Source organism: Winogradskya humida (assembly GCF_016862215.1).
GTDB lineage: Bacteria > Actinomycetota > Actinomycetes > Mycobacteriales > Micromonosporaceae > Actinoplanes > Actinoplanes humidus.
The window spans coordinates 48735-73182 of record NZ_BOMN01000142.1; the positions used below are offsets into that span (position 1 = coordinate 48735).

The window sequence follows — 24448 nt, forward strand, 5'->3', positions numbered from 1 at the left end:
CGGCGGCCGGCTTACCCGTATCGGGATGCGGCAGGTGGTCCGGGAGAACGGAAGGCGCTCGCCGGTGGTGTTCGATCCGAGCCGGTATCGATGTATGACGTTGGCGGCGGAACTCGCCGACGAGTGGGTCGCCTACGCGGAGCTGACCCGTTTGTCGACGCCGTCCGTGGTCACCTACCGGAACACCCTACGACGCTTTACCGCCTATGCCGACCTGCACAGTGACGACGCCTCGGCGTTGTCGTTGGCCAAGGACACTGCTGAGCTGGCGGGGTTGATCCACCAGTGGAGTCGGTCGCTGATCACCGAGTTCGCCGAGGGATCGACGAGCCCGGCGAACTACTGCAACGTGCTGCGGACACTGATCCGGTTTCGCGCCGAACGCGATGACGCGCCCGTCGCTTCATCAGTGCAGCGGCTGGTCTCAAGCCCGATACCCGTTCCGTTCGGCCGGACCGACGAACTTGATGAGTTCACCAGGCAGGAGAAGCAGGCACTGATTCGACTCGCATGGGAGCAGGTCCGCGTGATGGAGGGGCGGCTTGGCCGTGGCCGCGCCCTGATCGCCTCTGCCCAGGGTCACCCGGCGGATCATGGCTGGTTCGACCCGGCCAATCTCTTATGGGCACTGGACAACGGCACGACGTCCTTCCAGGAGATCCGGCCCTGGCTGCCCAGGCTCAACGAGGCCCCGCCCGTGCTCATTGAGATCGTTAGAAGGGGTGGTGGCCGGCCGAGCGGCCGTATGTTCCGCTTTCAACTCATGGTGGCTCTGGCTGCCTTGCTCTATCCGCGGCGTGAGGATCTGCAGGCGTTCCGGCTGCTGCTGGTAGCGGCAACGGGTCACGCTCCGGAGGAACTCACCGGTGTGCGGGTCGGGGATGTGGAGTTCACCCCCTCGGGCGTGCGCCTGACGATGGACAAGCGGCGCGCCGGATGGGTTCGGCACCGCCAGTTCGACGGACCCGGGCCGGCTTCACATCCGGCGAAGGGATCGTTGAACGCTCCTGAACTGTTGCGACGCTTGCTGGCGGCCACCGAGAAGGCCCGGGCAGCCCTCGCAGACACCGCCTCGGGATCGGTGTTCCTGAGCGGATCGGTCACGATCGACGGCAAGTTCACCGTCGCGCCGTTCGCGTCCAACTCCTCGTCGTCCTCGTCGTTCGGCCGGTGGGTCGCCGGGCGCGGGCTCAGCGTCTCCCAGCCGGTGGATATCCGGCGGATGCGCAAGTCAGTCAAGGTGGAGAAGGCGATCGCTCGGCGCGGAGTCGTTGCCGACATCGCCGACGACCACACCTACCAGACGTTCATGGGCCACTACGCGCATGGCACGACCCTGCACGTCATCTCCGGCAGCGTGGTGAACCGTGCTCAGCACCGGTGGCTGAACACCGCTTTACATGGCCCTGTGGTCGTGGATGATGAGGCTGTCGCCGGCCTGGACGACCCGGCCGCGCAAGCGGCGCTTGGTATCTCCCTGGACCAGGCGCAGCAGATCATCACAGGTCAGTTGGACATGGGAGTGACCAGTTGCCGTGACCCCTTCGACTCGCCGTACAGCAAGGCTGGCGAGTTGTGCGCGGTCGCTCCGTTGCGGTGCCTTGAATGCACCCACGCGTTCATCCTGCCGTCCAACCTGCCGCAGCTGCTGCTGTTCGCCCAGTACCTGGAGCGCCTACGGCTGCGGCTGTCGCCGCAGCACTTCCACACGCTGTGGGGGCAGGGCCACGCCAACCTCAAAGCCGTGCTCGATGCACGCAAGGACAACGAGATCGCTCTCGCCCGACGCCAGATCAAGGACCAGGGGTTGACGCTGCAACTGCCCCTCGCCGCCCATGCGGAGTTCGATCAATGACCCAGCACGCCACCTGGGCGGTCTCGCCGAGTAAATCGGTGTTCGCCACCGACGAGCCGGTCCTGCAATCTCAGTCCCTGATCAGCGGTGCGGCGGTTCCTCGCTTCGGCGATACCGTCGAATGGCCGATGCACGCCGTCGTGAAGCCTGCGAACAAGCCTCGTTCGGCCTGGCGGGTGTCCTTCTCGGGGTTGGAAGATTCCGTCTGGAACCTGCGGGCCCGCGAGATCGCGATGGCGATGCTCAACCCGCAGCACCCTGCCGTTCTGCGTGCCGGGCTCTACCTGGGCACCCGGCCCGCCGCAGTCACCACGGTGAACGCAGGCATGTATCGGCTTGCCGCCCTTGCCCGATGGGCGAAAGAACGGGCCTTGCCGGCCTTCCTGGGACAGTGGCAGACGAGCGACCTGACCGCGTTCATCGACGGGCGGGCAGCCGACCTAACACCAGGCAGCCTCGCTGCCTACGTGGTCACGGTTCGTGGGCTGCATCAGTTCAGCCCCTTGCTGACCGGCGGCGGGATCACCAGCGATCCGTGGCCCGGCAAGACCGCCGCGCAGTCGGCCAGGAACCGCAGCGGCGACGAACTCGCCACCGCAAACATCGCCCCGGAGACATGGTTCGCCCTGATCCGCGCTGCCTGGGCATACGTCCACGACTTCGCCCCGGACATCCTCGCGGCCCGCGACCGCTACCGTCGGCTCCTGGTCGAGAGCCTGCGGGACTGGGAGCCGATCGACGAGCGCCTGGAGATCTACCTGGCAGACCCAGACAATCGGATACCCGTGCACTCGTCCCGCTCTCCGACCGGCACTCCGGGAATGATCAACTGGAGTCTGCTGTCCGCGCTGATCGGCGTTCACCCTGAGTACGGGCCCAAGAAGATGCGTCGTTCTTCGCCTATCCGGCGGAGGTTCGAGGCCGCGGCGCGGGCGGCGGTTGATGCCGGCAGGGGTATCAGCGGAGGGTTGATCGCCGAGCACGCCGTCGTCGCCGGGCCCGACGGCGGCCAACGCCCCTGGCACCCGGGCTTGTGTCCTCGCACCACCGACAGTGAGTGCATCGCACTGAGGGGTGCCTCTTACGTGTTCGTGGCAGCGCTCAGCATGATGCGCGACTCCGAGATCCGAGAGATCGTTCGAGGCTCCGTCGGCGAGCACTACGGAGCCCCCGCGCTCACGTCGATCAAACGCAAGCACGACCCCAACCGCCCGCGGGAAGCGTGGTGGATCATCGAGCCGGTCGCCGAAGCGATCGCTGTTGCCGAAGCCTTGTCGGGCCACCCTGAGCTGATCTTCACCTCCAGTGACTCGAAACACGGCTCGGAGTTCAAGAGTCCCGACATCGTTCGCAGCTTCATCCGGCAGGTCAACGCCGCGACGGCTGACCACGGTCTGCACATTCCCGCAGGTACGGTGCGACCGCACATGCTGCGCAAGACGATGGCGATGCTGACTGCCACCGAGCCCGGCGCGGAGATCGCCTTAGGCATGCAACTCAAGCACGTCACGACCCGCCTGCTCGCCAACCGCGTCACAGAGGGCTACGCAGCGTCCGACGTCCAGTGGGACAAACTGCTGGACACCGCAGTGGACCAAGCCCGGTTCGTTACCCTGCGCGAGTTGTACGACGAGCATCATTCAGGCAAGACCGTCGGCTTCGGCCCGGCCGCCGGCAAGATCGCTGCGATGTTCGACGCGGTCAGGCAAAGCGCGCAGCAGATGGTTGCCACCGGCCAGGCGCGCCAAGGCGATGCCCGGGTCGAATATGACCTGCTCCGCAAGGCGCGAATCTTCATCCGGTTCGGAAAACTGAACCACTGCGCCGCGGACCCCAGCAATCCCGTCGCCGCAAAATGTCTCGACGGGCACGTCGAAATCCCACCAGGGCACCAGGGTCCTTTGATCGATCGTTGCCAGCCCGGCCGGTGCGCGAACAGCGTCATCGGTGTCGAGCATGTCCCGATCTGGACGGCCGAGAAGCGTAGCCTGCTCAAACTCGCCGAGGCGCGCAAACTACCGCCGGCCCGCCGGGCGCTCATCCAGAGGCAGATCGATGACGTCCAAGCCGTCATCGATCGAGCCGACAGCGGCACCAGCGACCAAGGCGAAGACCAGGAGAAGTGACCAGGCGATGAATGTGTCCGAAGCTGCGCGGCAGGCGCTGCGGGAGGCAATGGATCGCCTGAAAGCAGGCAATCCGCTACGCACCGACGGGGCGTTCACCAAGGAGAACCTCTACAAGGAGGCAGGCATCAGTAGGGCCACCATGAACCGCGCCACCGACATCCGAGCCGAATGGGACCAGTACGTCGCCGAACACGGCCGGCGAACTGAAGGCGAGGCCCGCCGCGACACCGACATCGATTCACTCCGGAAGAGACTGAGGGACAAGACCGAGGAGTGTGCCGCACTTCGCCGCAAACTCCATGCCGCCGCAACCGTGATCGCAGCGCTGCACCACGACAACCAGGCGTTACGGGAACACCTGGACAGCCACTCCGGAAAGGTCATCAATCTGGACAGCCAACGGGCAAAATAGCGGCTTCCCCATCGCGTTCGGTGGCCTGCTGGTCGTCGAGGTTCTCCGGGAGAGTCATGTAAAGATTCGTCATGGCCAGAGCAACTCGCGAACCCATCCATCCGCGCTGTGGGCGTATCGAAGTCTGGTGTGTTTTCGTTCTTTGTCGCCTTGCCAGAACTCGACCGTGTTGGCGGTCAGTGTGTAGAGCGTCCAGTTTGGGTCGACGAAGTTCGGGGCGTCGGTGATCCGTTCGCGGGCTTGCCTGACGGCGAGGTCCAGGGTGTGGCGATCGGCCAGGGGTTGGCTTTGCCGGCCGATGGAGGCTTCGGCGCGGGAGCCGGTGGGGCGGGCGAGGAAGTCTGCTGCGCTGCGTTCGGCCGGCTCCGGGCGCACAGGGCCTTGGACCCGGACCTGGCGGGCCAGTGCCGGCCAGTAGAAGGTCAGGGCGGCGGCGGGGTTCCGGGTCAGGTCCTGGCCTTTCGGGCTGGCCGCGTGCACGGCGAATTGCCAGCCGTGGTCGTCGATGTTCTTGAGGATGAGGACCCTCGCGGACGGTCTGCCGTCAGCGTCGACGGTGGACAAGGTCATGGCGTGTGGTTCCCGTACGCCCGCGTCGACCGCCGTGGTGAGCCAGTCGACGAACAGGGTGTCGGGCTGTTGCGGTGCTTGGGCCGGGTCGAAGGCGGGTAGCTCGCCGGCGAAGACGGGCAGGCCGCGCAGGTATTGCCGAAGGTCGGTCATGGTCGGCCCACAATCAGTCGTAGCGATCCGGTGAATTGCGGCTGGGTGCGTAGGTGGCCGTGGCGGGTCTCCCAGGCGCCGGAGTCGAGATCGGCGCGCAGCCGTTCGACGGCCTGGGCGGTGGCGGCGTCGTCGATGAAACCCCAGGCGGATTGCGCTGCCCGGACCTGCGGGTCGAGGAAGCGTTCGGGGCGGGCGTAGTAGGCCTCGGTGAAGCCGTCGACGCAGTCGATCGGGATCGGTACTTCGATTGCCTCGACGCGGGAGCCGATCGCGGATGCGATGGCGTCGATCGAGGGGTAGCGGCGGCGTTCCGCGGCGATGAGTTCCGGGGCGTACTCGGCCAGCCAGAGCCGGTCGAGGGCGTCGCCGTCGAAGGTCAGTACCACCACCGGGCCGCGGGCGACCCGGCGCAACTCTGCCAGGCCGCGAGCCGGGTCGGGCCACTGGTGGACGGTGACGGTGGCCATGACCGCGTCGAAGCTGTCGTCGTCGAACGGCAGGTGCTCGGCGGTGGCGTCGAGGGCGGGGACCGCGGTCGCGGGGCGTTGGGCGCGCATCCGGGCAGACGGTTCGACCGCGACGACGTACCGGTCGGCGGGTTCGTACGAGCCGGCGCCGGCCCCGACGTTGAGCACGGTCCGGGACTCACCCAGCGCCGTGTGGATCATCGCCGCGATGCGTGGATCGGGGCGCCGCTGCAGCGCGTACCCGTCGCCGGTGCTGTCGTAGTCGACGTCGCCGCCCGCTGATGTGATCATGGCGCGACCCTAAACCCGCACCCCGGGGTGCAGGTCAAGGCCGGAGCCGTTCGCCGAGTGCGGCTTTCGCCGCCGTCCAGTCGTCGTCGACCATCGCGTACAGCACGGTGTCGCGCCACGACCCGTCGGCGCGGCGGCGGTGCTTGCGGAGAACGCCCTCGCGTGCCGCGCCCAGCCGTTCGATTGCGGCCTGGGCCCGGAGGTTGAGGATGTCGGTGACCCAGGCGACGCGGACCGCGCCGAGTGTCTCGAAGGCGTAGGTCATCATGAGGAGTTTGGCTTCAGTGTTGACGCCGCTGCGCCACCACCGTCGGCCGAGCCAGGTGTAGCCGATGACCAGACTTCGCTGCCGGGGATCCGGGTCGGCGAGCGAGGTCGTGCCCGCGAACTCTCCCGTGGCGGCGTCGATCTGCGCGTACGGGAGCCGGGATCCTTGGGCCCGCGCACCGAGCGCCGCCGCAATGTGAGCTGCGGCGTCGTCGACGGTGACGGGCACGCTCAGGGCGCCGCCGGGCGGGCTCTGCCACCGGAAGATCTCGGCGCTCTGCTGCGGAGTTCCGGTCGCGGCGAGGTAGCCGGCGGCGTGCTCGACGGTGAGTGGTTCCAGCCGGACCGTGCGGCCGGCCAGGCCTGGCATCGCGTACCAGGAGTCGGCGTCGGTCACTGCGTTCCGGATCAGCGGGCCAGGTGCAGGCGCACGAGGCCGGAGACGTACCGGCCGCCCTTGATGTCGCCGGGCACCACGAGCCGGGGGCGTCCGTCGGCGGTCGGCTGGCCGTCCTCGGTGAGCGCGACCAGGACGGTCTTGGCGCCGAAGTCGGGGTCGAACTCGGCCCAGGCAACCAGGGCCTGGTAGCCGTCGCTGCCGGTCGCGGTGACGGCGTAGCGCAGCTTGTCGTTCTTGACGGCCGGGTCGAAACTCGGCCGCGCCAGGTTCAGCACGTCGAACAGCAGCGGGCCGGTGTAGGTGTGGGTCTGCGCACCCGAGCCGCTCTGGAACGTCACCGTGATCGTTTGCTGAGGCAGCGCCGCCAGTTGCGCGTTGCTGAGCCGCAGCCGATCCTGCACCGCCCCGTTGACCTGAGTGGTGATCCGGTGCCCGACCGCGGTCGGAGCCTGTACCGGCGTGGTGGGTGCTGCCGCCCCGGCGGCTGCGCCGCTGACGGCGATCAGCGCGGTGATCGAGACGGCAAGGCCGGTCAGGCGGCGGATCATGGTCCGGGGCACGGCAACTCCATTCGAGGCGGGTCGATGTCCATCGATCCTATGGTCATGGGCGAAGGTCGAGGAGTTCCTCGTGGAAGCCGCCGAAGCCGCGCTCGCGGTCAACGAGATGGATCTCGAGGATCCAATGGCACTGCCGGCCGGCCCGGTCGTGGCGGCGCATCGGCTGGTCGCTGCCGGTGGTGATGTAGTACTCGATCTCGTCGCCGTTGATCCGTTCGTGCGGGAACTCGCCGACCAGGTGCCCGGCGTGCGTGCCGCCGAACTCCCAGCCGGCCTGCGCGGTCAGCCGCCGGACCTCAGCGAACAGTTGCTCGCCGGTGATCTCGGGGTGGGCGTCGAAGTAGCGGCGCCCGGCGTCGAACACTGTGGGCAGGTCGTCACGCAGGTGGTGCTTGACCGGGTCGTCGCCGAGCACATAGGTGCGCCCGAAGTCCGCTTCCCACTGCTCGAACAGGGGCCCGAAGTCGCAGAACACGATGTCGTCGTCGGTGATCAACCGGTCCGGTGGGTTCTCCCGGTACGGGTGCAGCGTGTTCGGCCCGGCGCGCACAATCCGCTTGTGCCAGAACTTAGCGACCCCGAACATCTCGTTCGCCAGGTCCCGGATCTGATCGCTGACCGCCCGCTCGCCGCGACCAGCGGCGATCAGGCCGCGCCGGTCGATCTCGTCGAACAACTCGACCGCTTTGGTCTGCGCATCGATCAGCCGTTCGGCGCGCGTCGTCTCGTCATCCACGACCCCACGCTAGCCGGGCCCACCTTGCCCAGGCCTGCCGTTTCCACCCGGAGCAGGCTCTGACGAAGGACTACGCCTGTATGGGTCGCCGATCACGTGGGTGCGTGTCGGCGTTGGGAGAGAGCGGCCGGCCGTCAGCGTGGGTTGCGCGGGGCTGGCATCAGCCGGGGGATGTGCTTCGGGCAGCGCATGTACGCCTCTGCCACGTGGGTGACCACCCACACCCGGGGGCGCCGTCCTGGGGCCGGATCCACCGGCACGCCCGGGAACGCGACCCGGAACGTCGCGTCGTTGAGGATCTCGGCGGTCCCGTTCACATGCAGACCGGCAGGCTGGCCGGTGAAATCGACGAACAGCAGACCCACGTGTGGATTGGCGACGATGTTGCCGAGGGTCGCCATCACCCCGTTACCGCGGTAGTCCGGCCAGGCCACCCGGTGCGGTTCGAGGACCTGCACGAAACCCTGCGGGCCGCCGCGTAGTGAATTGTCGCAGTTACCGGAGGCGTCGCTGGTGGCCACGAACAGCAGTTCCTGGCGGCTGATGAACGTTCGCATCGCCTCGTCGAGGTGGTCCAGCACCTCCCGGCCGGCGCCGGGAGATCTCGGCGCGGCGCCGTCGCCGTGGTGGGTGTCGACATCGGATGGCAGGCTGAGCTGATCCATGAGTGCTACCTCCGTCGGGATCACCAGCCCCCGCGAAGCACCAACGGCCCTTCAGTGTCACACAGTAAGCGCACGACTCCAATCGGTCATAGGTTGGTTTTCCCTGCGCGTAGTCCTTCTTTGATGGCGTCGGTGGTCATCAGGATGGTGCCGATGCCGGTGACCTCGGCCAGTCCTTGCTCGGAGGTGCGTGAGGTGGCGTCGGTGGCGAGGACCAGGCGGTAGTCGCGTTCGCTGGCCTCGATCAGGCTGGCCCGCGGGCAGTTCGGCAGGTTGCACCCGGCGAACACGATCGTGTCGATGCCGTGGCTGGTCAGGAGCTCGTGCAGAGGTGTGCGGTAGAAGGCGCCCCAGCGTGGCTTGTAGATCACGAACTCGTCCGGGCCGAGTTGCTGCGGGTCGCCGCGCAGCAGGGCGTCGTCGTCGAGGCCGGGAGCGGTGTCGGGTAGCAGCTCCGGTGGGATGTCGCGTCCGGGGGTGCCCGGGGCGACGACGTGGGCGCCGCCGGCGATGAGGGTGCGGCGGACCCGGTCGGCGTTGCTGCCGTCGGGCTCGTAGAGCCGGATGACGTGCACGATCGGTTTGCCGGCGGCCCGGAACGCGGCCGACAACTGGGCCAGCCGGGGCAGCACCTCGGTGGTGCCGGGGATGCCGTACGGGCTGTCGGACAGGAAGTCGTGTTGCACGTCGATCAGGACGAGCGCGGCGGTGTCGAGGTGGGGGATCAGGTGCGGGTCGCTCATCGTGCGACTGCCACGATGAGGCCGCTGCCAACTGACAACTCAGTGGTCACGAGGCCGTGGTGCTCGGTGAGGGTGCGGCGGATCCGGTCCACGGTGTCTCGGTGGTCCGGTTCGGTGTACCGGCCCGGGTCCATGTCATCGACAAGCAGCACACCTGCGGCGGCGAGAGCGGCGATCGTGAGATGCAGACCGGTCCACTTGCCGGCGGGAGCGTCGGCGAAGATCAGGTCGAACGTGCCGAGGCCGGCCAGCAGTTTTTCGGCGTCGCCGACGCGGACGTCGAATCCGGGGGGAAGACCGGAGCGCCGCACGGCGGCGGCGAGTGCTTCGTCGAATTCCACGGAGATGACCTGCACGTCGCTGCGGCCGCCCAGCCCGTACTCGATCCAGGCGAGCCCGACCCCGGCGCCGGTGCCCAGTTCGAGGACGCGGCCGCCGGGACGCACAGCCGCGCTCAACGTCGCGAGTAACCGGCCGGTGAGCGGCTCACGTGAGTAGCCGAAGCCCACCGACTCGGCCCTGCGGTGGGCGGCGGTCACCACCGCGGGCAGCCCGGTCGCTCCGGCATCCCGGTCGACATCAGTGTCCATCCCGTGTCCTTTCCGGTCGGCCACAAACCTAGGACCGTGAACCGCAGCGCTCAGTCGGGTTTCCACCGACCGGGACAGCAGTCGCCACTGCCCCACGCGCAGGCCCGCCACCCCGGCCGACGATAAACGCCCGCGTGCCTCGCAGCCGCCCCCACTAAGGTTTGATCATGGCTTTGCTGTTCTCTTATGGGACTTTGCGTGACCCGGCCGTGCAACGGGCCACCTTCGGCCGGGAGTTGTCGGGGCGCCACGATGATCTGCTCGGTTATCAGGTGTCGATGCTGGAGATCACCGATCCGCAGGTCCTCGCCGTCAGCGGGCAGACCCATCACCCGATCCTGCAGGCCACCGGCGATCCGGATGACCATGTGCAGGGCATGGTGTTCGAGGTCACCGACGCTGAACTCTTACTGGCCGACGACTACGAAGTTGACGACTACCGGCGGCTCCTGGCGCCGCTCGGGTCCGGGGAATCGGCGTGGGTGTACGTGAGCGCTGACGACGCCGCGGGCCTGCCGGAAGCCTGAACGAGGTCGCGGTCGCTGGCTGAAGGTGCGCGGCCGGCGTCGTGCTCACATACTTGGCCGGGTGGACGAGAGGTTGTCGTCGCAAGCCGGAATCGTCGTCGGCATCCGGGCGTGATGCGGTTCAGGTGTGCTTGCCGGCATGGCTCATCTCCGTTTCGGACGCACCACGGTCTCGTCCTGTGTGCCAGCGCATCGGTGGAGGCCCCCGGCAGAAAGCGAGTCGTTCAGTGGCAACGGTCGCCGTACGCCATCGTCATCGCGGTCGTCGTCGTGCCGGTGACCTTGGCTCGCGATGAGCCGGGCGCCCGCCAGCGGACACTGATGCCGTGGCGAGCCGCGGTGCAGACCGCCCGGGCCGCAGCCGTTCCACTTGCCGGGGAGCAGGTTGCCCTGGAGGCGGCAGTCGGCCGGGTCCTCGCGGCGCCGGTATGCGCGGGTACCTCGCTGCCCCGCTTCGACACCGCGGCGATGGACGGGTACGCCGTCACCGGGCCGGGGCCGTGGCGGCTGATCGGCCAGGTACTCGCCGGCGGCCCACCGTGGGCGGGCGCGATACGCGCCGGCGAAGCCGTGGAGATCATGACCGGGGCTGTCGTGCCGGGCGCCGCGATGGCGGTGGTCCCGTACGAGGACGTCCGCCGCGACGGCGGGTTCGTGCATGCCGACCTCGGTGCCAAGCCGCACATCCGGCGGGCCGGGGAAGACGCGAAAGCCGGTGACGAGTTGCTCGCTTCCGGTCGGCTGGTGACTCCCGCCGTGGCGGGCCTGCTCGCGGAGTGCGGTACTGACCGGGTCGCGGTGCGCCGCCGCCCGCGTATCCGGCTGGTGGTCACCGGGGACGAAGTGGTGCCCGCTGGCACGCCCGGGCCGGGGCAGGTTCGTGACGTGTTCGGGCCGATGCTGTCCGCGCTGATCGCAGCCTGCGGCGCAACGGTGGCCGGGCGGGTGCTGCTGGATGACGACCCGGACCTGCTCGCCGACCAGGTCCGCGGACAGGGCGTCGACGTGGTGGTGGTGACCGGCTCCTCGTCAGCCGGGGCGGCCGATCATCTCCGCGGGGTGCTCACCACGCTCGGTGCCCGATACCTCGTCGATCAGGTGGCCTGCCGGCCCGGCCGCCCGCAGACCCTGGCCGCGCTACCCGACGGGCGGTGGGTCGTCGGGCTCCCCGGTAACCCATTCGCCGGCCTGGTCGCTTCCATCACGTTGTTGCGGCCTCTGCTGCAGGCGCTCACCGGCTGGATCCCACCGGCGCCGGTGCGGCTGCCGGTGACCGGCGACGCGCGGGTTACCGACCCGTTCACCCGGCTCGTGCCGGTCACCCTGGCCGGCGATCACGCGGTGATCGTCGCCGGGAGCCGGCCCGCGAGCCTCGGCGGTGCCGCCACCGCCGACGCCCTGGCCGTTCTCGAACCCGGATGGGTCACCGGTCGTCCTGTAGATCTGCTGCCGCTTCCGTAAGGCGAACGTGAAGGGTCACCGGCGGTGTCGAGTGCTCGCGGGGCACCGGCCGTTTCGCCATGCCCCGAGGCACGCCAAGGTGCGACGCACCGTGACCGCCTGCCTGAGTAGGTGACCCGCCCAGGTCGGCGACGCAACAGCCTGGCCGCGACCTACGCCACCGCCAAGCATCTCTGCTGGGGTGCACTCGGGGCGGCCTGACTCGAGCAGCTGGTTCTACCGGCGCACCGCTACCGCGTGGAAGCGGTGTGCGTCGTCGTCGTAGCTGGTGAGTTCCCATCCGGTGCGGGCGGCGCCGGCCCGCAGGACGGGTTCGGCGAGGGGTTCGTCGGGGCGCAGGGCCCGGCCGTGGCGGGCGGCGAGGGCAGCGCGACCGGACGGGTGAAACAGGATCAGTGAGCCCCCGGTGCGGGTGATGCGGGCGAGTTCGGCCAGCCCGCTGTCGAGGTCAGGCAGATGGTTGATGAGGCCGGCGGCGAACACCGCGTCGATGCTGGCGTCGGGCAGCGGCAAGCGCTGGGCGTCGGCCAGCAGCAGTAAGGCGCCGCAGTGGCGGGCACGCTGCCGGGCGGCGGTGAGCATCTGCGGGGTGAGGTCTACGCCGAGCAGGGTGGCCTGCGGGCCGATCGCGTCGCGTAGAGCGGGCAGGGCGCGGCCGGTGCCGCAGCCGAGGTCGAGAGTCGTTGCCCCGGCCGGGAGGCGGGCCTGGGCGACGGCTTGGGCGTACGCAGGCTGGTCGTCGCCGAACTTGGTGTCCCAGGTGGCGGCGCGGGCGGCGAAGAACGCCTGCGACTCGGTGCGGTACCAGAGTTCGTGGGCGGCCAGCCGCCCGTCGATGTGGCGGATCACCGGCCACGTCGGGTCGTGCAGGTCGATCACGATGTCGGCGTCGTCACCGCGGTAGCCGTTGCCGAGGTCACCGGACGGCGGGGTGCGGACCCACACCACGGCATCCCAGCCTCCGGTGGGTGGCCGGTGACGCCAGCGGTGCCCATCGGCGACGGTGCCTGGTAGTCGCTCGGCGCGCCAAGTGTCTTCGTCGCGTAGCAAGGCGGCGTCGGTGAGCCGGGCACAGAGCCGCCCCTGCTCCCGCAGCGTGGCGGCCAGAAGGTCAGCGAGCTGGACCGTGGCGGTGTCGTTGCCGTCGACGACGACCGCAGCCGCGTGAGCGGGAAGGGCGGCGGTGACGTGGCCGAGCACGGTCGCCCACCGTCGCTGTTGATCATCGGTCAATGATTGCCAACCTGCCCAGCCTCGGTCCATGCTCCCATCTTGCAGTTGCCGTCCCGAACACGCCACCAGCCCCGAGGATGCTGGGGTGATCGGCGACATAGGCTCGCAGATACGTACCCGGTAGAGTTTGCTGCGTGACCGTTTATCGGATCGGTGAGGCGGCCGAGCTGCTGGGAGTCAGCGCCGACACCATGCGGCGCTGGGTCGACGGCGGCCGGGTGACCGCGACCCGCGACGAGCACGGTCACCGGGTCATCGACGGGCCGGACCTGGCCGACTTCGTCCGCTCCCAGAGAAGCGAGCCGGACCGTTCCGACGTGTCGTCAGCGCGCAACCGGCTGCGCGGCATCGTCACCGCGGTCGTGAAAGACACGGTGATGGCGCAGGTCGACGTGCAGGCCGGCCCGTTCCGGATCGTGTCGCTGATGAGCCGTGAAGCGGTCGAGGAACTCGACCTTCAGGTCGGCTCGGTCGCCGTTGCAGTGATCAAATCAACCACGGTCGTGGTGGAGCGATCCGCTCCGGCCGTTGGCCATAAAGGGAGGAACAGCTCGTGAGATCACGTTGGATCCGTACGACGTTGGCCGGGCTCATGGCAGTCGCCGTGGTGGGCCTCAGCGGCTGCGGCAATGACAGCACCGACACCCCCAGCCCGCCGTCGGCGGGCGGCAGCAGTGCCGCCGTGACCGGGAACGTCACCGTGTTCGCCGCGGCGTCGCTGACCGAGTCGTTCACCGAGATCGGCAAGGACTTCGAGGCCGCCAACCCCGGCACGAAGGTCATCTTCAACTTCGCCGGCAGCTCGGCGCTGGCCACCCAGATCAACCAGGGTGCACCTGCCGACGTGTTCGCCTCGGCGGCGCCGAAGAACATGGCAACGGTCACCGACGCCGGCAACGGCACCGGCACGGCCACCACGTTCGTCAAGAACCAGCTGGTCATCGCGGTCGCCAAGGGCAACCCGAAGGGCATCAAAGGCCTGTCGGACCTGACCAAGCCCGGCCTGAAGGTGGCGCTCTGCGCCGAGCAGGTGCCCTGTGGCGCCGCCGCGAAGAAGGCCATCGACGCGGCCAAGGTCAAGATCACCCCGGTCACCCTCGAGCAGGACGTCAAGGGTGCGCTGTCCAAGGTGAAGCTGGGCGAGGTCGACGCGTCGCTGGTCTACCGAACCGACGCCAAAGCCGCGACGGCCGACGTCGACGCGGTCGAGTTCCCGGAATCCGCTCAAGCGATCAACGACTACCCGATCATCGTGCTGAAGAAGGCACCCAACGCGGCCGGCGCGCAGGCGTTCGTCGACTACGTGCTGTCGGACAAGGCCACGTCGTTGCTCACCGAGGCCGGCTTCCAGGCGCCGTAATCCGTGACTGATCTCGACCTGCCCGGGTCGGCGCGGCCACCGGCCGCGCCGACCCGGCGTCGACGCCCCGGTCGACGCGTGCCGATCGCACTGCTGCTGCCCGCCACCCTCGGCCTGCTGTTCCTTATCCTGCCGCTGGCCGGGCTCGTGATCCGCGCACCGTGGAGCACGCTGCCTCAGCGCCTCACCGAACCCGGAGTGCTCACCGCGCTGCGGCTGTCGCTGCAATGCGCCACCCTCGCGACGCTGCTGTGCCTGGTCCTCGGAGTACCGCTGGCCTGGCTCCTGGCCCGCGTGCAGTTCACCGGCCGCCGTTTCGTCCGCGCTCTGGTCACCGTGCCCCTGGTCCTGCCGCCGGTGGTCGGCGGGGTGGCCCTGCTGCTGGTCTTCGGCCGCAACGGCCTCGTCGGCTCCTGGCTCGACGACACCTTCGGCTTCACCCTGCCGTTCACCACCACCGGGGTCGTCGTCGCCGAGGCATTCGTCGCCATGCCGTTCCTCATCATCGCCGTCGAAGGGGCGCTACGCGGCGCGGACACCCGCTACGAGGAAGCCGCCGCCACCCTCGGGGCCGGACGGTGGACCACCTTCACCCACGTCACGCTGCCGCTGGTCGCGCCCGGCATCGCCGCCGGAGCGGTGCTGTGCTGGGCCCGCGCCCTCGGCGAGTTCGGCGCCACGATCACCTTCGCCGGCAACTATCCCGGCACCACCCAGACCATGCCCCTGGCGGTCTACCTCGCTTTGGAAAACGACCTGGACGCCGCCATCGTGCTCAGCCTGATCCTGCTCGTCGTGTCCGTCGCGATCCTCGCCGCCCTGCGCGACCGGTGGATCGGCAGCACATGACCAGCACCCTCGACGCGCACTTGGTCGTCGACCGCGGCACCTTCAGCCTCGACATCGACCTGCACATCGCCGCCGGTGAAGTCGTCGCGCTGCTCGGCCCGAACGGGGCCGGCAAGACCACCGCCCTGCGCGCGCTGGCCGGCCTGGAAGCGCTCACCGCTGGGTACGTGAGCCTCGACGGCGCCGATCTCGACCGGCCCGAACGCCGGGTGTGGATACCCACCGAGCATCGGCCGGTCGGCGTGGTCTTCCAGGATTACCTGCTCTTCCCGCACCTGAGCGCGCTGGACAACGTCGCGTTCGGTCCCCGCCGCCACGGCGTCGATCGGCGCACCGCCCGCGCACAGGCCGCACAATGGCTCGCCCGGGTCGGCCTCACCGATCATGCACGCCGTAAACCCCGCCAGCTCTCCGGCGGTCAAGCCCAGCGGGTCGCGCTGGCCCGCGCGCTCGCCCTGCACCCCAAACTGCTGCTACTCGATGAACCTCTCGCGGCGCTGGATGCCCGCACCCGTCTGGAGACCCGCGCCGAACTGCAACGCCACCTGACCGAACATCCCGGGGCCACCCTGCTGGTCACCCACGACCCCCTCGACGCCCTCGTCCTGGCCGATCGGCTCGTCATCATCGAGGACGGCCGCGTCGTGCAGGAAGGCGACGCCACCACCATCACCGCCCGCCCCCGCACCGAATACGTCGCCCAGCTCGTCGGGCTCAACCTCTACCGCGGACGCGCCGACGGCACCACCGTCCACCTCGGCGACGACGGCTTCACCCTCACCACCACCGACCGGCTCGACGGTGACGCCTTCGTCGCGTTCCGGCCCGCCGCCGTCGCCCTGCACCCCGAGCAGCCACACGGCAGCCCCCGTAACACCTGGCCCGCCACCATCGCCGGCATCCAGCGCCACGGCGACAACCTGCGCATCCAGCTCACCGGCCCGATCCCGGTAGCCGCCGACATCACCCCGGCCGCCGCCGCCCACCTGCACCTAGCCCTCGGCCAGCCGGTATGGGCAGCGGTGAAAGCCACCGAGACTCGCGCCTACCCCGCCTGAGAATCCAGCCGAGCGTTCAGACACCGCGTCGCCTTACCGAGAGTCCCGTCCTCAAACCGGAGTCCGGCACACCGGGGGTCAACAACTTGGTTCACCTGGCGCGTCGCGTCGAGGCGCCTCCTGGTCGAGCTCCGCGAGCGCCGGGATGATGTCGGCGAGCAGGGTCGCCATCCTCATGGACGGCTCGTCGAACGCGCGATTCAGAGTGTCGGCGACCTCGTGGCCGGTGGCGGTCATCATGAAGTTCTTCGTCGTGCGCTCGTGGCGCTATTGCCGTGTCAGTGGTGGCGCCGGTCCTGCTCCTGTGATTCGTCCGGCACTATTCCCGCGCCGGGCCCCGCTCATGCGTCGTGCACCCCCGCGGTGCAGAACGCATTCCAGCTGCCCTTTCGCGAATTCCCGACGTCGTTCATGGCCAGGACTGCTCGATCGACCGGGATCTCGTCACACCGGCATGGCGAGTGCTCACGTATCCCGTCCGCTGGCGGTCGCGTTCACCGTGATGAACGCTTACGGTGGGCGGGTGGATGCGGCTCGAGATGTCGTATGTACTTGGTGCGGCGGCCAGGTCATGGTCATCAGCGAATCGGCTCACCCGTGCGGCATATTCATCCAGCACGGGCGGTGCGCCGGGTGCGGCATCACGCTGAGGCGGCTGCTCGACGAGCAGCGGCTGCCGATGGCCGACCCACGCGGCCAGTGGACAACCGCGACGAGCGGCGCCGGGCACACAGCCTACCGAATATCCCACCGCGTGAATCGCGCGACGCGACCCAGCACCCGCCCGGCCCAGCGCGCGGACAGCGCCCGCCCACGAAGCTGACCGTGACCGGCCTCGCAAAGATGGCCATCGCCTGCGGCAGGCAGGCGCACTCCCATCGGCTCCCGAACCGAAGTAGGAATCCGCGTCAGACCTGAGGCGCTTCCACCAATCGAGAGGGCAGGCTCTAAACTGCCCAGGCTGGCAGCGCAGATGTCTCATGAGACACGCAGATTCTGGAGAAGGCCCGTGCCCAGATCAGCTCGTAGTAGACCGGTTCCAGGCCCATCAACACTCTGACCTGCTGTTGCTCTGTCAATGCTGCCTCGCAGAGTCGAAGATGAGCGGTTGCGGAAGAGCTATCGTCCGCTTTGGTGAAACCTCCGCCGACGGTCCGCGGCCCTCATGGTGTGTCGGTGCGGGTGGGTATCCCGCCTCCTCGCGGCTACAGCGGTCGAGGCCGGGCCGGTCGGTGCAGGATCCGCAGATCCCACCCGGACGGATCCTCGTCTGCGGCGGTGAGGATCGGGGTGAACGCGTCGGCTGTGGGCCGGCTGGCGTGTTCCCACTGCCGTAGCCATCCGTGCAGCGCGTGCAACGACGGGGACCGCGGGCTGTCGGCGAGGATGACACCGTCGGTCTGCACGACGGCCGCCGAGACGGGTGTGGTGTGGCCGATGCCGTGTACGTCCCCGTGCAACGACACCGTGCTCAGCTGCGGGTTCGCCTGGGCGGCGGTGTAGGCGTTCCACGACCGCCAGTCGATCGGAGCATGCTCGTAAACCTCGGTGTGGCCGGGATTCAACAGCAGGTTCAAGGCTGTGCGGGCACCGGTGCGCAGCCAGTCGTCGTCGGCGCGCCACGCGATGGCGATCCAAGACAGGAGCGGGTGCGGGCTGCACCAGTCCACCCAGCGGGGCGGCACGCTGTGCACGTCCGCGACCGCGCTCGTGGTGCTCTGGGCATAGCCGCCAAACGTGAACGCCTGCACGCGCGGCTGACCGTGGTCGACGGTGATGGTGGCGATGACGGTCGTGGACGGCAGCGCCGCGACGGGCAGGCAGACGACCAGCCGCCCGCCCGGTGTCAGCTGGTCAATCCACGACCTGGGCAGCCGGGGCGGCGTGCACCAGGCGACGATGCGGTCGAAGGGCGCCTCGTCCGGATAGCCGGCCATGCCGTCGGCGTGGTGGCATCGCACCGTGGTCAGGCCGCGCTGGTGGTGCAGCAGGTTCGCCCAGCCGACGAGGTGCTCGTCGACGTCGACGCTGACGACGATCCCGTCCGGTCCGACGAGCTCGGCCAACAGCGCACCCGAATATCCCGAGCCGGTGCCGACCTCCAATACCCGCGCCCCGGCCGGGACGTCCAGGGAGCGCAGCTCCCGCTGAATCATTGCCGGCTCGGAGCGGTGCAGGGTCTCGCCGCTTAACTGGACTTGCTGAGCTGGGTGAAGGAGCACTGTCTTATTACGCAGAGTAATCATTGACGGTTCGTGCCCAGCCTTCCAACTATGAGCCTTCATGTACGAATAGCGCGGCAAATGAAGGTCCAACCGGATGATCCGATATTCAGGTGGCGGGGGCAACAGTCGCTGTCCGCTGCTCTGCGGTTGCGAGCTGTGTATGTGAGAGTGGCGTCATGGTGATCTCACACGGGGGGCGGCACGCGGCGCGGCCTGCCTTTGTTCCGGTTGAACAGCGCTGGTTGGGTCTGGATCGGCGTAGTTTGGTGCCGGCTTTGGTGGTCTTCGTGATCGCGATCGTGTTGCGGGGGATAATCCCGTTGATCGATTCCGCGGTGGCCGGCCACGATGTGGTTCGCGCCGGTGACCGGCTCAACCTGGATGCGGGTCTGACGGTGACTCCGCCGGTGGGGTGGCAGGTGGTCGACGGGCTGCTGGTCGGTGCGAGCACGGTAGAGCCCGGAGCCGGGTCGTCTTCGGCGACGCTGACCGACGACGGGGTCAGCGCACAGGCCCAGGTCGCACCGTTCACCGGCGACGCGAACGCGTTGCTGGACCAGATCAACCGCAACAACGGCAAGTCCGATGACAAGCCCGTATACACCGACGGCAGTCGCGGCGTGGTGAACGCGACCGGCGGCATCGTCGGGGTGGTGGAGAACTACACCGACACCTCCAACGACGGGATCACCGCCGCCTACGCCTTGCCGGACGGCCGGGGCCTGGTAATCCAGGTGGTCGGAGCCGGCAACCAGCTCTCCGCTCATACCGCTCAAGTCAGTGCGATGTTGCGCAGCGTGTCGCTGGAGGCCCAATCATGACCACCCTTTCCCCCGTGACCGATACGTCGGCCGGGCAGGATTCACGGACAGCGGCACTGCAGGCCTCCGGCTGGGGTGCCCCGTTCAAGCTTCTGCAGCCCCGCAACCTGTGCTTCTGGGTCTACGCGCTCGGCGTCGCCGCCGGGATCTGGAGAATGGTCCAGTACTACGGCGGCGGCGCCGGCGCTTACGGCGTCGGCCTGGGCACCGGGGCGCTGGCCTTCGCGATCTACACCATCCCGTGGCTGGTCCTGCTGGCCTACCACAACCGCTACACCCGCCAGCCCGCCAGCCTGCTCGCCGCCGCGTTCGTGTGGGGTGCCGCCGCCGCCACATTCTGGATCGCGTTGCCAGCCAACGGGGCGTTCCTGTCGCTTTACGGCAAAGCGTTCGGGCAGGCCTGGGTCAACGACTGGGGCGCCGGGCTGACCGCACCGATCAACGAAGAAATCGGCAAAGCCCTCGGTCTGATCCTGCTGCTCGGCCTGGCCCGCAAACTGGTCCGAAGCCCGTTCGACGGACTCATCATCGGCGCGTTCATCGGCCTCGGGTTCCAGATCTCCGAAGATGTCCTCTACGCGTTCAACAACACCGCGGTGAACTTCGGCGCCGACCAGGTCGGCTCGGCCTGGCACATCGTGCTGCTCCGCAGCGCCACCGGCCTGTTCGGCCACGTGTTGTTCAGCGCGGTCTTCTGCTCCGGGCTCATGTGGCTGCTCGGTCGCGGCGACCGCCCCCGCCGACTGCGGGGCCTGTTGCTGATGATCGCCGCGATGATCGCGCATGGCGGCTGGGACAGCATGGGCGCGCTCGGCTATCTGCTCGCCGGTAACTACGGGGTGCTGCTGCTGATGGTCGTCGTCATGCCCGTCGCCGACCTGCTCCTGCTATGGCTGGCGTTCCGGCTCGCCGTCCCCCAGGAACAAGCGTGGCTCCGCGACATCCTCGCCGCCGAAACCGAGACGGGGCTACTCACCGAGGCCGAGGTCACCGCCGCCGCGGGCGGCTGGCGCACCCGCCGCCATTATCGCAAGGCCCAGCACGGCCACGATGAGAAACAGCGCGCCAAACACATCCTCACCGCTGCCAATGACCTCGCCGAACAGATCGCCGAAGCTGGTGGCCACGACACCGACGACGTCGAACACGCTCGCGCCGAGATCACCCGGCTACGCACCTCCCCCGCCTGAACGACCGCTACCGCCGCGGGGTGGCTCTCACCGACGAGACCATCCCCGCGGCAGGAAACACGTCAGCAAGCTGACGAAATCCTCTAGTGCTGTCGACGAATCACGGGAATTCCGAGGCCGACCGCAAGGGCAGACGTAGGCCGACGATCGAGCGTCTCAAGCTTGGTCCGTGCGGCGTCCAGGCTGACCGTGAGTCCTTGGACCTCGCCGAGCCAGCCGTTGGCGTTCGCCTCTTCGATGCGGTCTTGAAGATTCGCGGTGATCTCCACCAACCGCGGGCGTTGAGCGAGGTCGATGCGAAGCATTGGGCAGCGGACGCAGGCGTGTTCGTGCGCACAGGGGGTTCCGTAGGGGCGACCGCAGGTGCCGAGTTCGAGTTTGCGCAGTTGGAAGTGTTGTTGAAATTCCTGCCATTCGGCGTCGGTGGGCTCGCGGTATTCGACGGTCGGACGCAGCGCCCGTCGTTCGGTGAGGAACGAGCGGTAGGCGCGGATCAGGTCGTCCTGGAAGACGGCCAGATACGCCTGCGTGGTGGCGATGTCCTCGTGGCCGAGCAGTCGGGCCGCGATGTGGACTGGCAGGCCGCCGGCGACGGCCTCGGTGGCGAAGATCCGGCGGAAGTCGTGCGGCGTGAACCGCAAGAGCCGGCCAGTTGCGTCGGTGAGGCCGGTCAGGGCGAGGACATCGTTGAGAAGTCTCCGTACGTGCGTGTGGCTGAAGACCTCTCGGCGCCAGCCGAGCACGTGCTGGAACAGGTGGGGCAGCAGCGGGCCGGTCGTGCGTTCGTGCGGGTCGTAGTAGGCGACCAGTGGGATCCGGCCGGTGTGCGGGTCGCGGATGCGTTTGACGATCGTGGCCAAGACGCTGGCCAGTTCCGGGCTGATCAGCAGGAGGCGCTCGGTGTCGGACTTCGACGGGACGATCTGCAGCAGCGGGACGACTTCGCCGGTGTCTGGCAGCTGATACGAGACCAGCGCCAGGTGGGTGATCTCCAACAACTCCTCGAGGCGCACGCCGGTGTGCCGCAGGGTTTCGATGACAGCCCAGCCCCAGAACGCCGAGTTCTCGGCCAGCGTCACGTTGACCTGGATGCCAGTGGTGACGTCGGTGGCCCAGACATGTTCGGGGCCACGCTCACGGGCGCGCAGGGCGGCCGACTTCGGAGCACTGCGAACGAATGTCGTGCCGTCGTGCTCAAACGTGGTGCCGACCTCGACCCCGGCCGCTGACGCGAGCAGTGTCTGTTGCCGGGTGCGGTGGCGTTCGCCGGCAGCAACCAGGACGGGTAGTTGCGGTAGACGATCACGGACACGCTGGTGCATCTCCGCGGTGACCTGCGTGCGGACCTTGGTGTGGCCTTCGATGTCGCTCTTGCGGATCGGGCAGGGAACCGCGAACGGCGCCCAGGACGGGTCTTCCAGTGCCCACTGCTGGATGTCGAGATAGAAGGCTCTGACCCGCATGAACAGCGAGCCGACGCTGCGGCGCTGTTGCCCGGGGATCCGCGGATTGTTGTGGGTGCGCGCCCGTTCCTTCCAAGCCAGCGCGACGTCGGCCGGCAGGTGCAGGGAGTCGATTCCTGGATGGTGCTGCTCCAGGTCGAGCCAGAAGTTACGCACCAGACTGCCGAGCAGGCCCCGGAACGAGCTGAAGTCGAGCGCGGGCCGACGCTCTTCGCAGTAGCGGACCAGGACGTCGCGGACGGGCCCGCATTTCAGGCCGAACTCGTCGATGATCTCGGCGGTGGGTCGCTGACCGACGCGCAGCGCGGCGCGCAGCGTGTGCTCGCCGGGCAGAACCCCGACCGCGCTCAGCAGTTCCCAGGCTGCGTGCAGGCCGGGCATCTGCCGGCCCAGGACCGGGATACTCCAGGCCCGGGCCCGGAGGAAGTCCTCCGGCTCGAGTTGGTCGAGGTCCTTGCCGGTGTGCAGGACCAGCTTGGTCAGCGCGACCAGTGGCTGGTTCTGCCGGCGCCCGGTCATGCCGAGCTGGAGCGCCGCGGCCGCCGCGCGGGCAAACAGGTCGGGGCTGACCGTTAGCCGCAGGTCGTCGAACAGTGCGACGGCCCGGTAGTTGATGATGAAGTCGTAGCTCGGTCGGACCACCCGTGCAGTGAGCAGAATGCGCATCCCGTCCTTCAGCAGCTCGAGCGCGCGGGGGCCTGCGTCCGGCTGGATCCTGGTCATCCATGACCTGTCGTGAATGTCGGCGGCGATCCAGCGGTCCTGCCACCCGTCGCCGGGCATCGTGGCCAGCCAGTCAAGGATTCGCCGGGCTCCCCGCACCCGCAGATTGCGTTCCACCGCGGTGGCCGGCCAGATCGGCAGTCGAGGCAGCAGCTCCAGGACACTATCGATGCTGCTGCGGTCGGCCCGGCTCAGTGGGTGTGACTGCTGGACGAGCGGCTGGTCTGCGACGGTCAGTTGATGCAGTCGGGGTTTGACGGCGATGCCTGCGCTCACCGACCGGCTCCTGTTCCGAACAGCACGGACATGTCGCCGACGTCGTATTCGGCGCCAGGCAGTGCTGGCCTCGGTTGGCGAGCCGCGCGTTCTTCCAGCTCGGCATGGTGCTGACGGACCCGTGCGATCACCGCGTGGTCGTCGTCCTCCAGATAGATCTGGGTGGTACTCAAGTGGGCGTGCCCGAGCAGGGTCTGGATGTCGCGCAGCGACAGATTCGCGTTGCGGGTCATCCGTAGCGCGCAGGTATGCCGCAGGTCGTGCATCGTCCAGTTCGCGCCCAGCAACGCGTTCGCCCGGCGCAGCACCGCCCGCAGAGCGTCATAGCTCAGCTCGACCCGCTGCGGACGAGCTTCTCCACGCCGGCGTCGCCGCAGAGTCCACCACAACGCGTCGCTGGGTGCCATTCGCGAAAGGCCGCCGAGATAGAGCCGCAGCCAGACGAACGCCTCCGGGCTGGCCGGCAGCCACTGTTCAGCGTCGGTGCCCTTGCGCCGGACCCGGATCAGTTGCTCGCCCCAGTCCACGTCGCAGGCCTTCACGCCCAGCAACTCGCTCGCCCGAGCGGCAGTACTGATCGCCAGAGCAAGCAGCGCCCGATCACGGTGCGAACCCAACGCGGTGAACAGGTCGTTCCAGGCCGCGTCCGGGATCGCCCGAGGGCGGCGCTTGGGCAGCGGCGGGTTGTACCGCAGCCGGCCTTCCGGCCGAAACGGCTGAAGCGGGTTGTGGTGCTCGTTCGGCCGGCTGCCGCCGTGTCGGCGCGCGAGCGGGACCGGGTTGACCAGCGGTCCGTGTCCTTGCTCGATCCAGAACTGGTAGAAGGTGCGCAACACCGCGTTGCTGTGCCTGACCGTCCGCGGCTTGTAGTCATCGCCCAGGTACTCCTTGCGGGTCACCGGGTTGACCGTTCCTATCAGCTTCAGCGACGCCGTCCGGTAGGCGGCAACTGGCTTGGCTGCCTGCTTCAACCAGAGGACGAAATCGCGGGTCTCGGCCGCCGTCGCATGATTCCAGGCCACGTCGACGGCCAGCAGGAACCGCCACCAACGCAACAACGCGAACGCGTAGCTGCGGGCGGATCCAGCTCGGTTGCCGCACGCCGTGAAGTCCCGCAGGAACGTCTGCACCGGCTCGACCGGCGCGCCGATGTCGTCGAGCATCGCGAACGGCACCACACCGTCGATCGACACAACCCGGCCCCAAGACGGCAACACCATCGAGGCGAGGTCCCGTCCACGCGAATCCAGCTCTTCCACGACCAAGACGCCCACCTCAGAGTTGTTTGCTGGCGAGCACTGTCGCGCCTACCAGGTTGAACACGCTCCGTATACCGAAAGAATCACCCGACCCACGCGCGGCGTAGTCCGGTCAACAGAGCGCTTCTCGTGGTGGGTGTAGAAGGTGCTCGCAACGCTGCT

At 68.5% G+C, this 24448-nt stretch carries 24 protein-coding genes; 11 read left to right on the plus strand and 13 right to left on the minus strand.

The genetic code is table 11. The features are described from left to right. Positions 1-25: 25 nt before the first annotated feature. Genes Ahu01nite_RS46985 through Ahu01nite_RS46995 form a run of 3 tightly spaced genes read left to right on the plus strand, consistent with a single transcriptional unit; the run spans position 26 to position 4396 of the window. A complete protein-coding gene (locus tag Ahu01nite_RS46985) occupies positions 26-1855 on the plus strand; it encodes a hypothetical protein (protein ID WP_203843260.1) in 1830 nt (609 codons plus the stop codon). Then, positions 1852-3981 (plus strand): hypothetical protein, encoded by a 2130-nt coding sequence (locus Ahu01nite_RS46990; RefSeq protein ID WP_203843261.1) that lies wholly within the window; start codon positions 1852-1854, stop codon positions 3979-3981. Before Ahu01nite_RS46985 ends, Ahu01nite_RS46990 begins: the two co-directional genes overlap by 4 nt. 7 nt (positions 3982-3988) lie before the next feature. Next, positions 3989-4396, plus strand: coding sequence for a hypothetical protein (locus Ahu01nite_RS46995; RefSeq protein ID WP_203843262.1), 408 nt, complete (start codon positions 3989-3991; stop codon positions 4394-4396). 69 nt (positions 4397-4465) lie between these two features. Here the strand turns inward: Ahu01nite_RS46995 and Ahu01nite_RS47000 are convergent, their stop codons facing one another. The 8 genes from Ahu01nite_RS47000 to Ahu01nite_RS47035 all read right to left on the minus strand — a co-directional run bounded on the left by Ahu01nite_RS47000 (position 4466) and on the right by Ahu01nite_RS47035 (position 9841). Further along, positions 4466-5119, minus strand: a complete 654-nt coding sequence (locus Ahu01nite_RS47000; protein ID WP_203843263.1) for a pyridoxine/pyridoxamine 5'-phosphate oxidase — start codon at positions 5117-5119, stop codon at positions 4466-4468. Further along, on the minus strand, positions 5116-5880 hold the full coding sequence (locus tag Ahu01nite_RS47005) for a class I SAM-dependent methyltransferase (protein WP_203843264.1): 765 nt from the start codon (positions 5878-5880) through the stop codon (positions 5116-5118). Before Ahu01nite_RS47005 ends, Ahu01nite_RS47000 begins: the two co-directional genes overlap by 4 nt. Before the next feature lie 34 nt (positions 5881-5914). Continuing rightward, positions 5915-6544 carry a GNAT family N-acetyltransferase gene (locus Ahu01nite_RS47010; RefSeq protein ID WP_239159709.1) on the minus strand — a complete coding sequence of 210 codons (630 nt, stop codon included), beginning with the start codon at positions 6542-6544 and terminating at the stop codon, positions 5915-5917. 11 nt (positions 6545-6555) lie between these two features. After that, positions 6556-7107: a molybdopterin-dependent oxidoreductase gene (locus Ahu01nite_RS47015; protein WP_203843265.1), complete on the minus strand. Its 552-nt coding sequence runs from the start codon at positions 7105-7107 to the stop codon at positions 6556-6558. A 43-nt stretch (positions 7108-7150) separates the two neighbouring features. Continuing rightward, the gene (locus Ahu01nite_RS47020; protein WP_203843266.1) at positions 7151-7843 is read right to left on the minus strand and encodes a M24 family metallopeptidase; all 693 of its coding nucleotides are present in this window, start codon (positions 7841-7843) and stop codon (positions 7151-7153) included. A gap of 134 nt (positions 7844-7977) precedes the next feature. Beyond that, on the minus strand, positions 7978-8508 hold the full coding sequence (locus Ahu01nite_RS47025) for a pyridoxamine 5'-phosphate oxidase family protein (protein ID WP_203843267.1): 531 nt from the start codon (positions 8506-8508) through the stop codon (positions 7978-7980). Between the two features lie 86 nt (positions 8509-8594). Then, positions 8595-9251: a cysteine hydrolase family protein gene (locus tag Ahu01nite_RS47030; protein WP_203843268.1), complete on the minus strand. Its 657-nt coding sequence runs from the start codon at positions 9249-9251 to the stop codon at positions 8595-8597. Further along, positions 9248-9841, minus strand: a complete 594-nt coding sequence (locus Ahu01nite_RS47035) for an O-methyltransferase (RefSeq protein ID WP_203843269.1) — start codon at positions 9839-9841, stop codon at positions 9248-9250. The genes Ahu01nite_RS47030 and Ahu01nite_RS47035 overlap by 4 nt, the downstream gene beginning before the upstream one ends. A 167-nt stretch (positions 9842-10008) precedes the next feature. On the opposite strand from Ahu01nite_RS47035, the gene Ahu01nite_RS47040 reads away from it, so the two are divergent. Together Ahu01nite_RS47040 and Ahu01nite_RS47045 are read left to right on the plus strand one after the other, a co-directional pair. Then, the gene (locus Ahu01nite_RS47040) at positions 10009-10368 is read left to right on the plus strand and encodes a gamma-glutamylcyclotransferase family protein (RefSeq protein ID WP_203843270.1); all 360 of its coding nucleotides are present in this window, start codon (positions 10009-10011) and stop codon (positions 10366-10368) included. Between the two features lie 276 nt (positions 10369-10644). Beyond that, positions 10645-11829, plus strand: a complete 1185-nt coding sequence (locus Ahu01nite_RS47045) for a molybdopterin molybdotransferase MoeA (protein WP_203843271.1) — start codon at positions 10645-10647, stop codon at positions 11827-11829. A 216-nt stretch (positions 11830-12045) separates the two neighbouring features. Here the strand turns inward: Ahu01nite_RS47045 and Ahu01nite_RS47050 are convergent, their stop codons facing one another. Next, entirely contained in the window at positions 12046-13062 is a 1017-nt protein-coding gene (locus Ahu01nite_RS47050) for a class I SAM-dependent methyltransferase (protein ID WP_203843272.1), read from the minus strand. Between the two features lie 134 nt (positions 13063-13196). Between Ahu01nite_RS47050 and Ahu01nite_RS47055 the strand changes: the two genes are divergently transcribed. Genes Ahu01nite_RS47055 through Ahu01nite_RS47070 form a run of 4 tightly spaced genes read left to right on the plus strand, consistent with a single transcriptional unit; the run spans position 13197 to position 16329 of the window. Next, a complete protein-coding gene (locus Ahu01nite_RS47055) occupies positions 13197-13619 on the plus strand; it encodes a TOBE domain-containing protein (protein WP_203843273.1) in 423 nt (140 codons plus the stop codon). A gap of 11 nt (positions 13620-13630) precedes the next feature. Continuing rightward, positions 13631-14422, plus strand: a complete 792-nt coding sequence (gene modA / locus Ahu01nite_RS47060; protein ID WP_438874874.1) for a molybdate ABC transporter substrate-binding protein — start codon at positions 13631-13633, stop codon at positions 14420-14422. Positions 14423-14440: 18 nt separating this feature from the next. Next, entirely contained in the window at positions 14441-15271 is an 831-nt protein-coding gene (locus Ahu01nite_RS47065) for an ABC transporter permease (protein WP_239159713.1), read from the plus strand. Next, a complete protein-coding gene (locus tag Ahu01nite_RS47070; protein ID WP_203843275.1) occupies positions 15268-16329 on the plus strand; it encodes an ABC transporter ATP-binding protein in 1062 nt (353 codons plus the stop codon). The genes Ahu01nite_RS47065 and Ahu01nite_RS47070 overlap by 4 nt, the downstream gene beginning before the upstream one ends. Positions 16330-16407: 78 nt before the next feature. Here Ahu01nite_RS47070 and Ahu01nite_RS47075 read toward each other — a convergent pair whose 3' ends face one another. Further along, complete coding sequence (locus Ahu01nite_RS47075) at positions 16408-16569, minus strand: hypothetical protein (RefSeq protein ID WP_203843276.1); 162 nt, start codon at positions 16567-16569, stop codon at positions 16408-16410. Between the two features lie 965 nt (positions 16570-17534). Next, the gene (locus Ahu01nite_RS47080; RefSeq protein ID WP_307794775.1) at positions 17535-18614 is read right to left on the minus strand and encodes a protein-L-isoaspartate O-methyltransferase family protein; all 1080 of its coding nucleotides are present in this window, start codon (positions 18612-18614) and stop codon (positions 17535-17537) included. A gap of 206 nt (positions 18615-18820) precedes the next feature. Between Ahu01nite_RS47080 and Ahu01nite_RS47085 the strand changes: the two genes are divergently transcribed. Next, positions 18821-19375: a hypothetical protein gene (locus tag Ahu01nite_RS47085; protein WP_203843278.1), complete on the plus strand. Its 555-nt coding sequence runs from the start codon at positions 18821-18823 to the stop codon at positions 19373-19375. A gap of 14 nt (positions 19376-19389) precedes the next feature. Further along, positions 19390-20565, plus strand: coding sequence for a PrsW family intramembrane metalloprotease (locus Ahu01nite_RS47090; protein WP_203843279.1), 1176 nt, complete (start codon positions 19390-19392; stop codon positions 20563-20565). Positions 20566-20648: 83 nt separating this feature from the next. Here Ahu01nite_RS47090 and Ahu01nite_RS47095 read toward each other — a convergent pair whose 3' ends face one another. Next, on the minus strand, positions 20649-23027 hold the full coding sequence (locus tag Ahu01nite_RS47095) for a tyrosine-type recombinase/integrase (protein WP_203843280.1): 2379 nt from the start codon (positions 23025-23027) through the stop codon (positions 20649-20651). Then, positions 23024-24286, minus strand: coding sequence for a tyrosine-type recombinase/integrase (locus tag Ahu01nite_RS47100; protein WP_239159714.1), 1263 nt, complete (start codon positions 24284-24286; stop codon positions 23024-23026). Before Ahu01nite_RS47100 ends, Ahu01nite_RS47095 begins: the two co-directional genes overlap by 4 nt. Positions 24287-24448 lie beyond the last annotated feature (162 nt).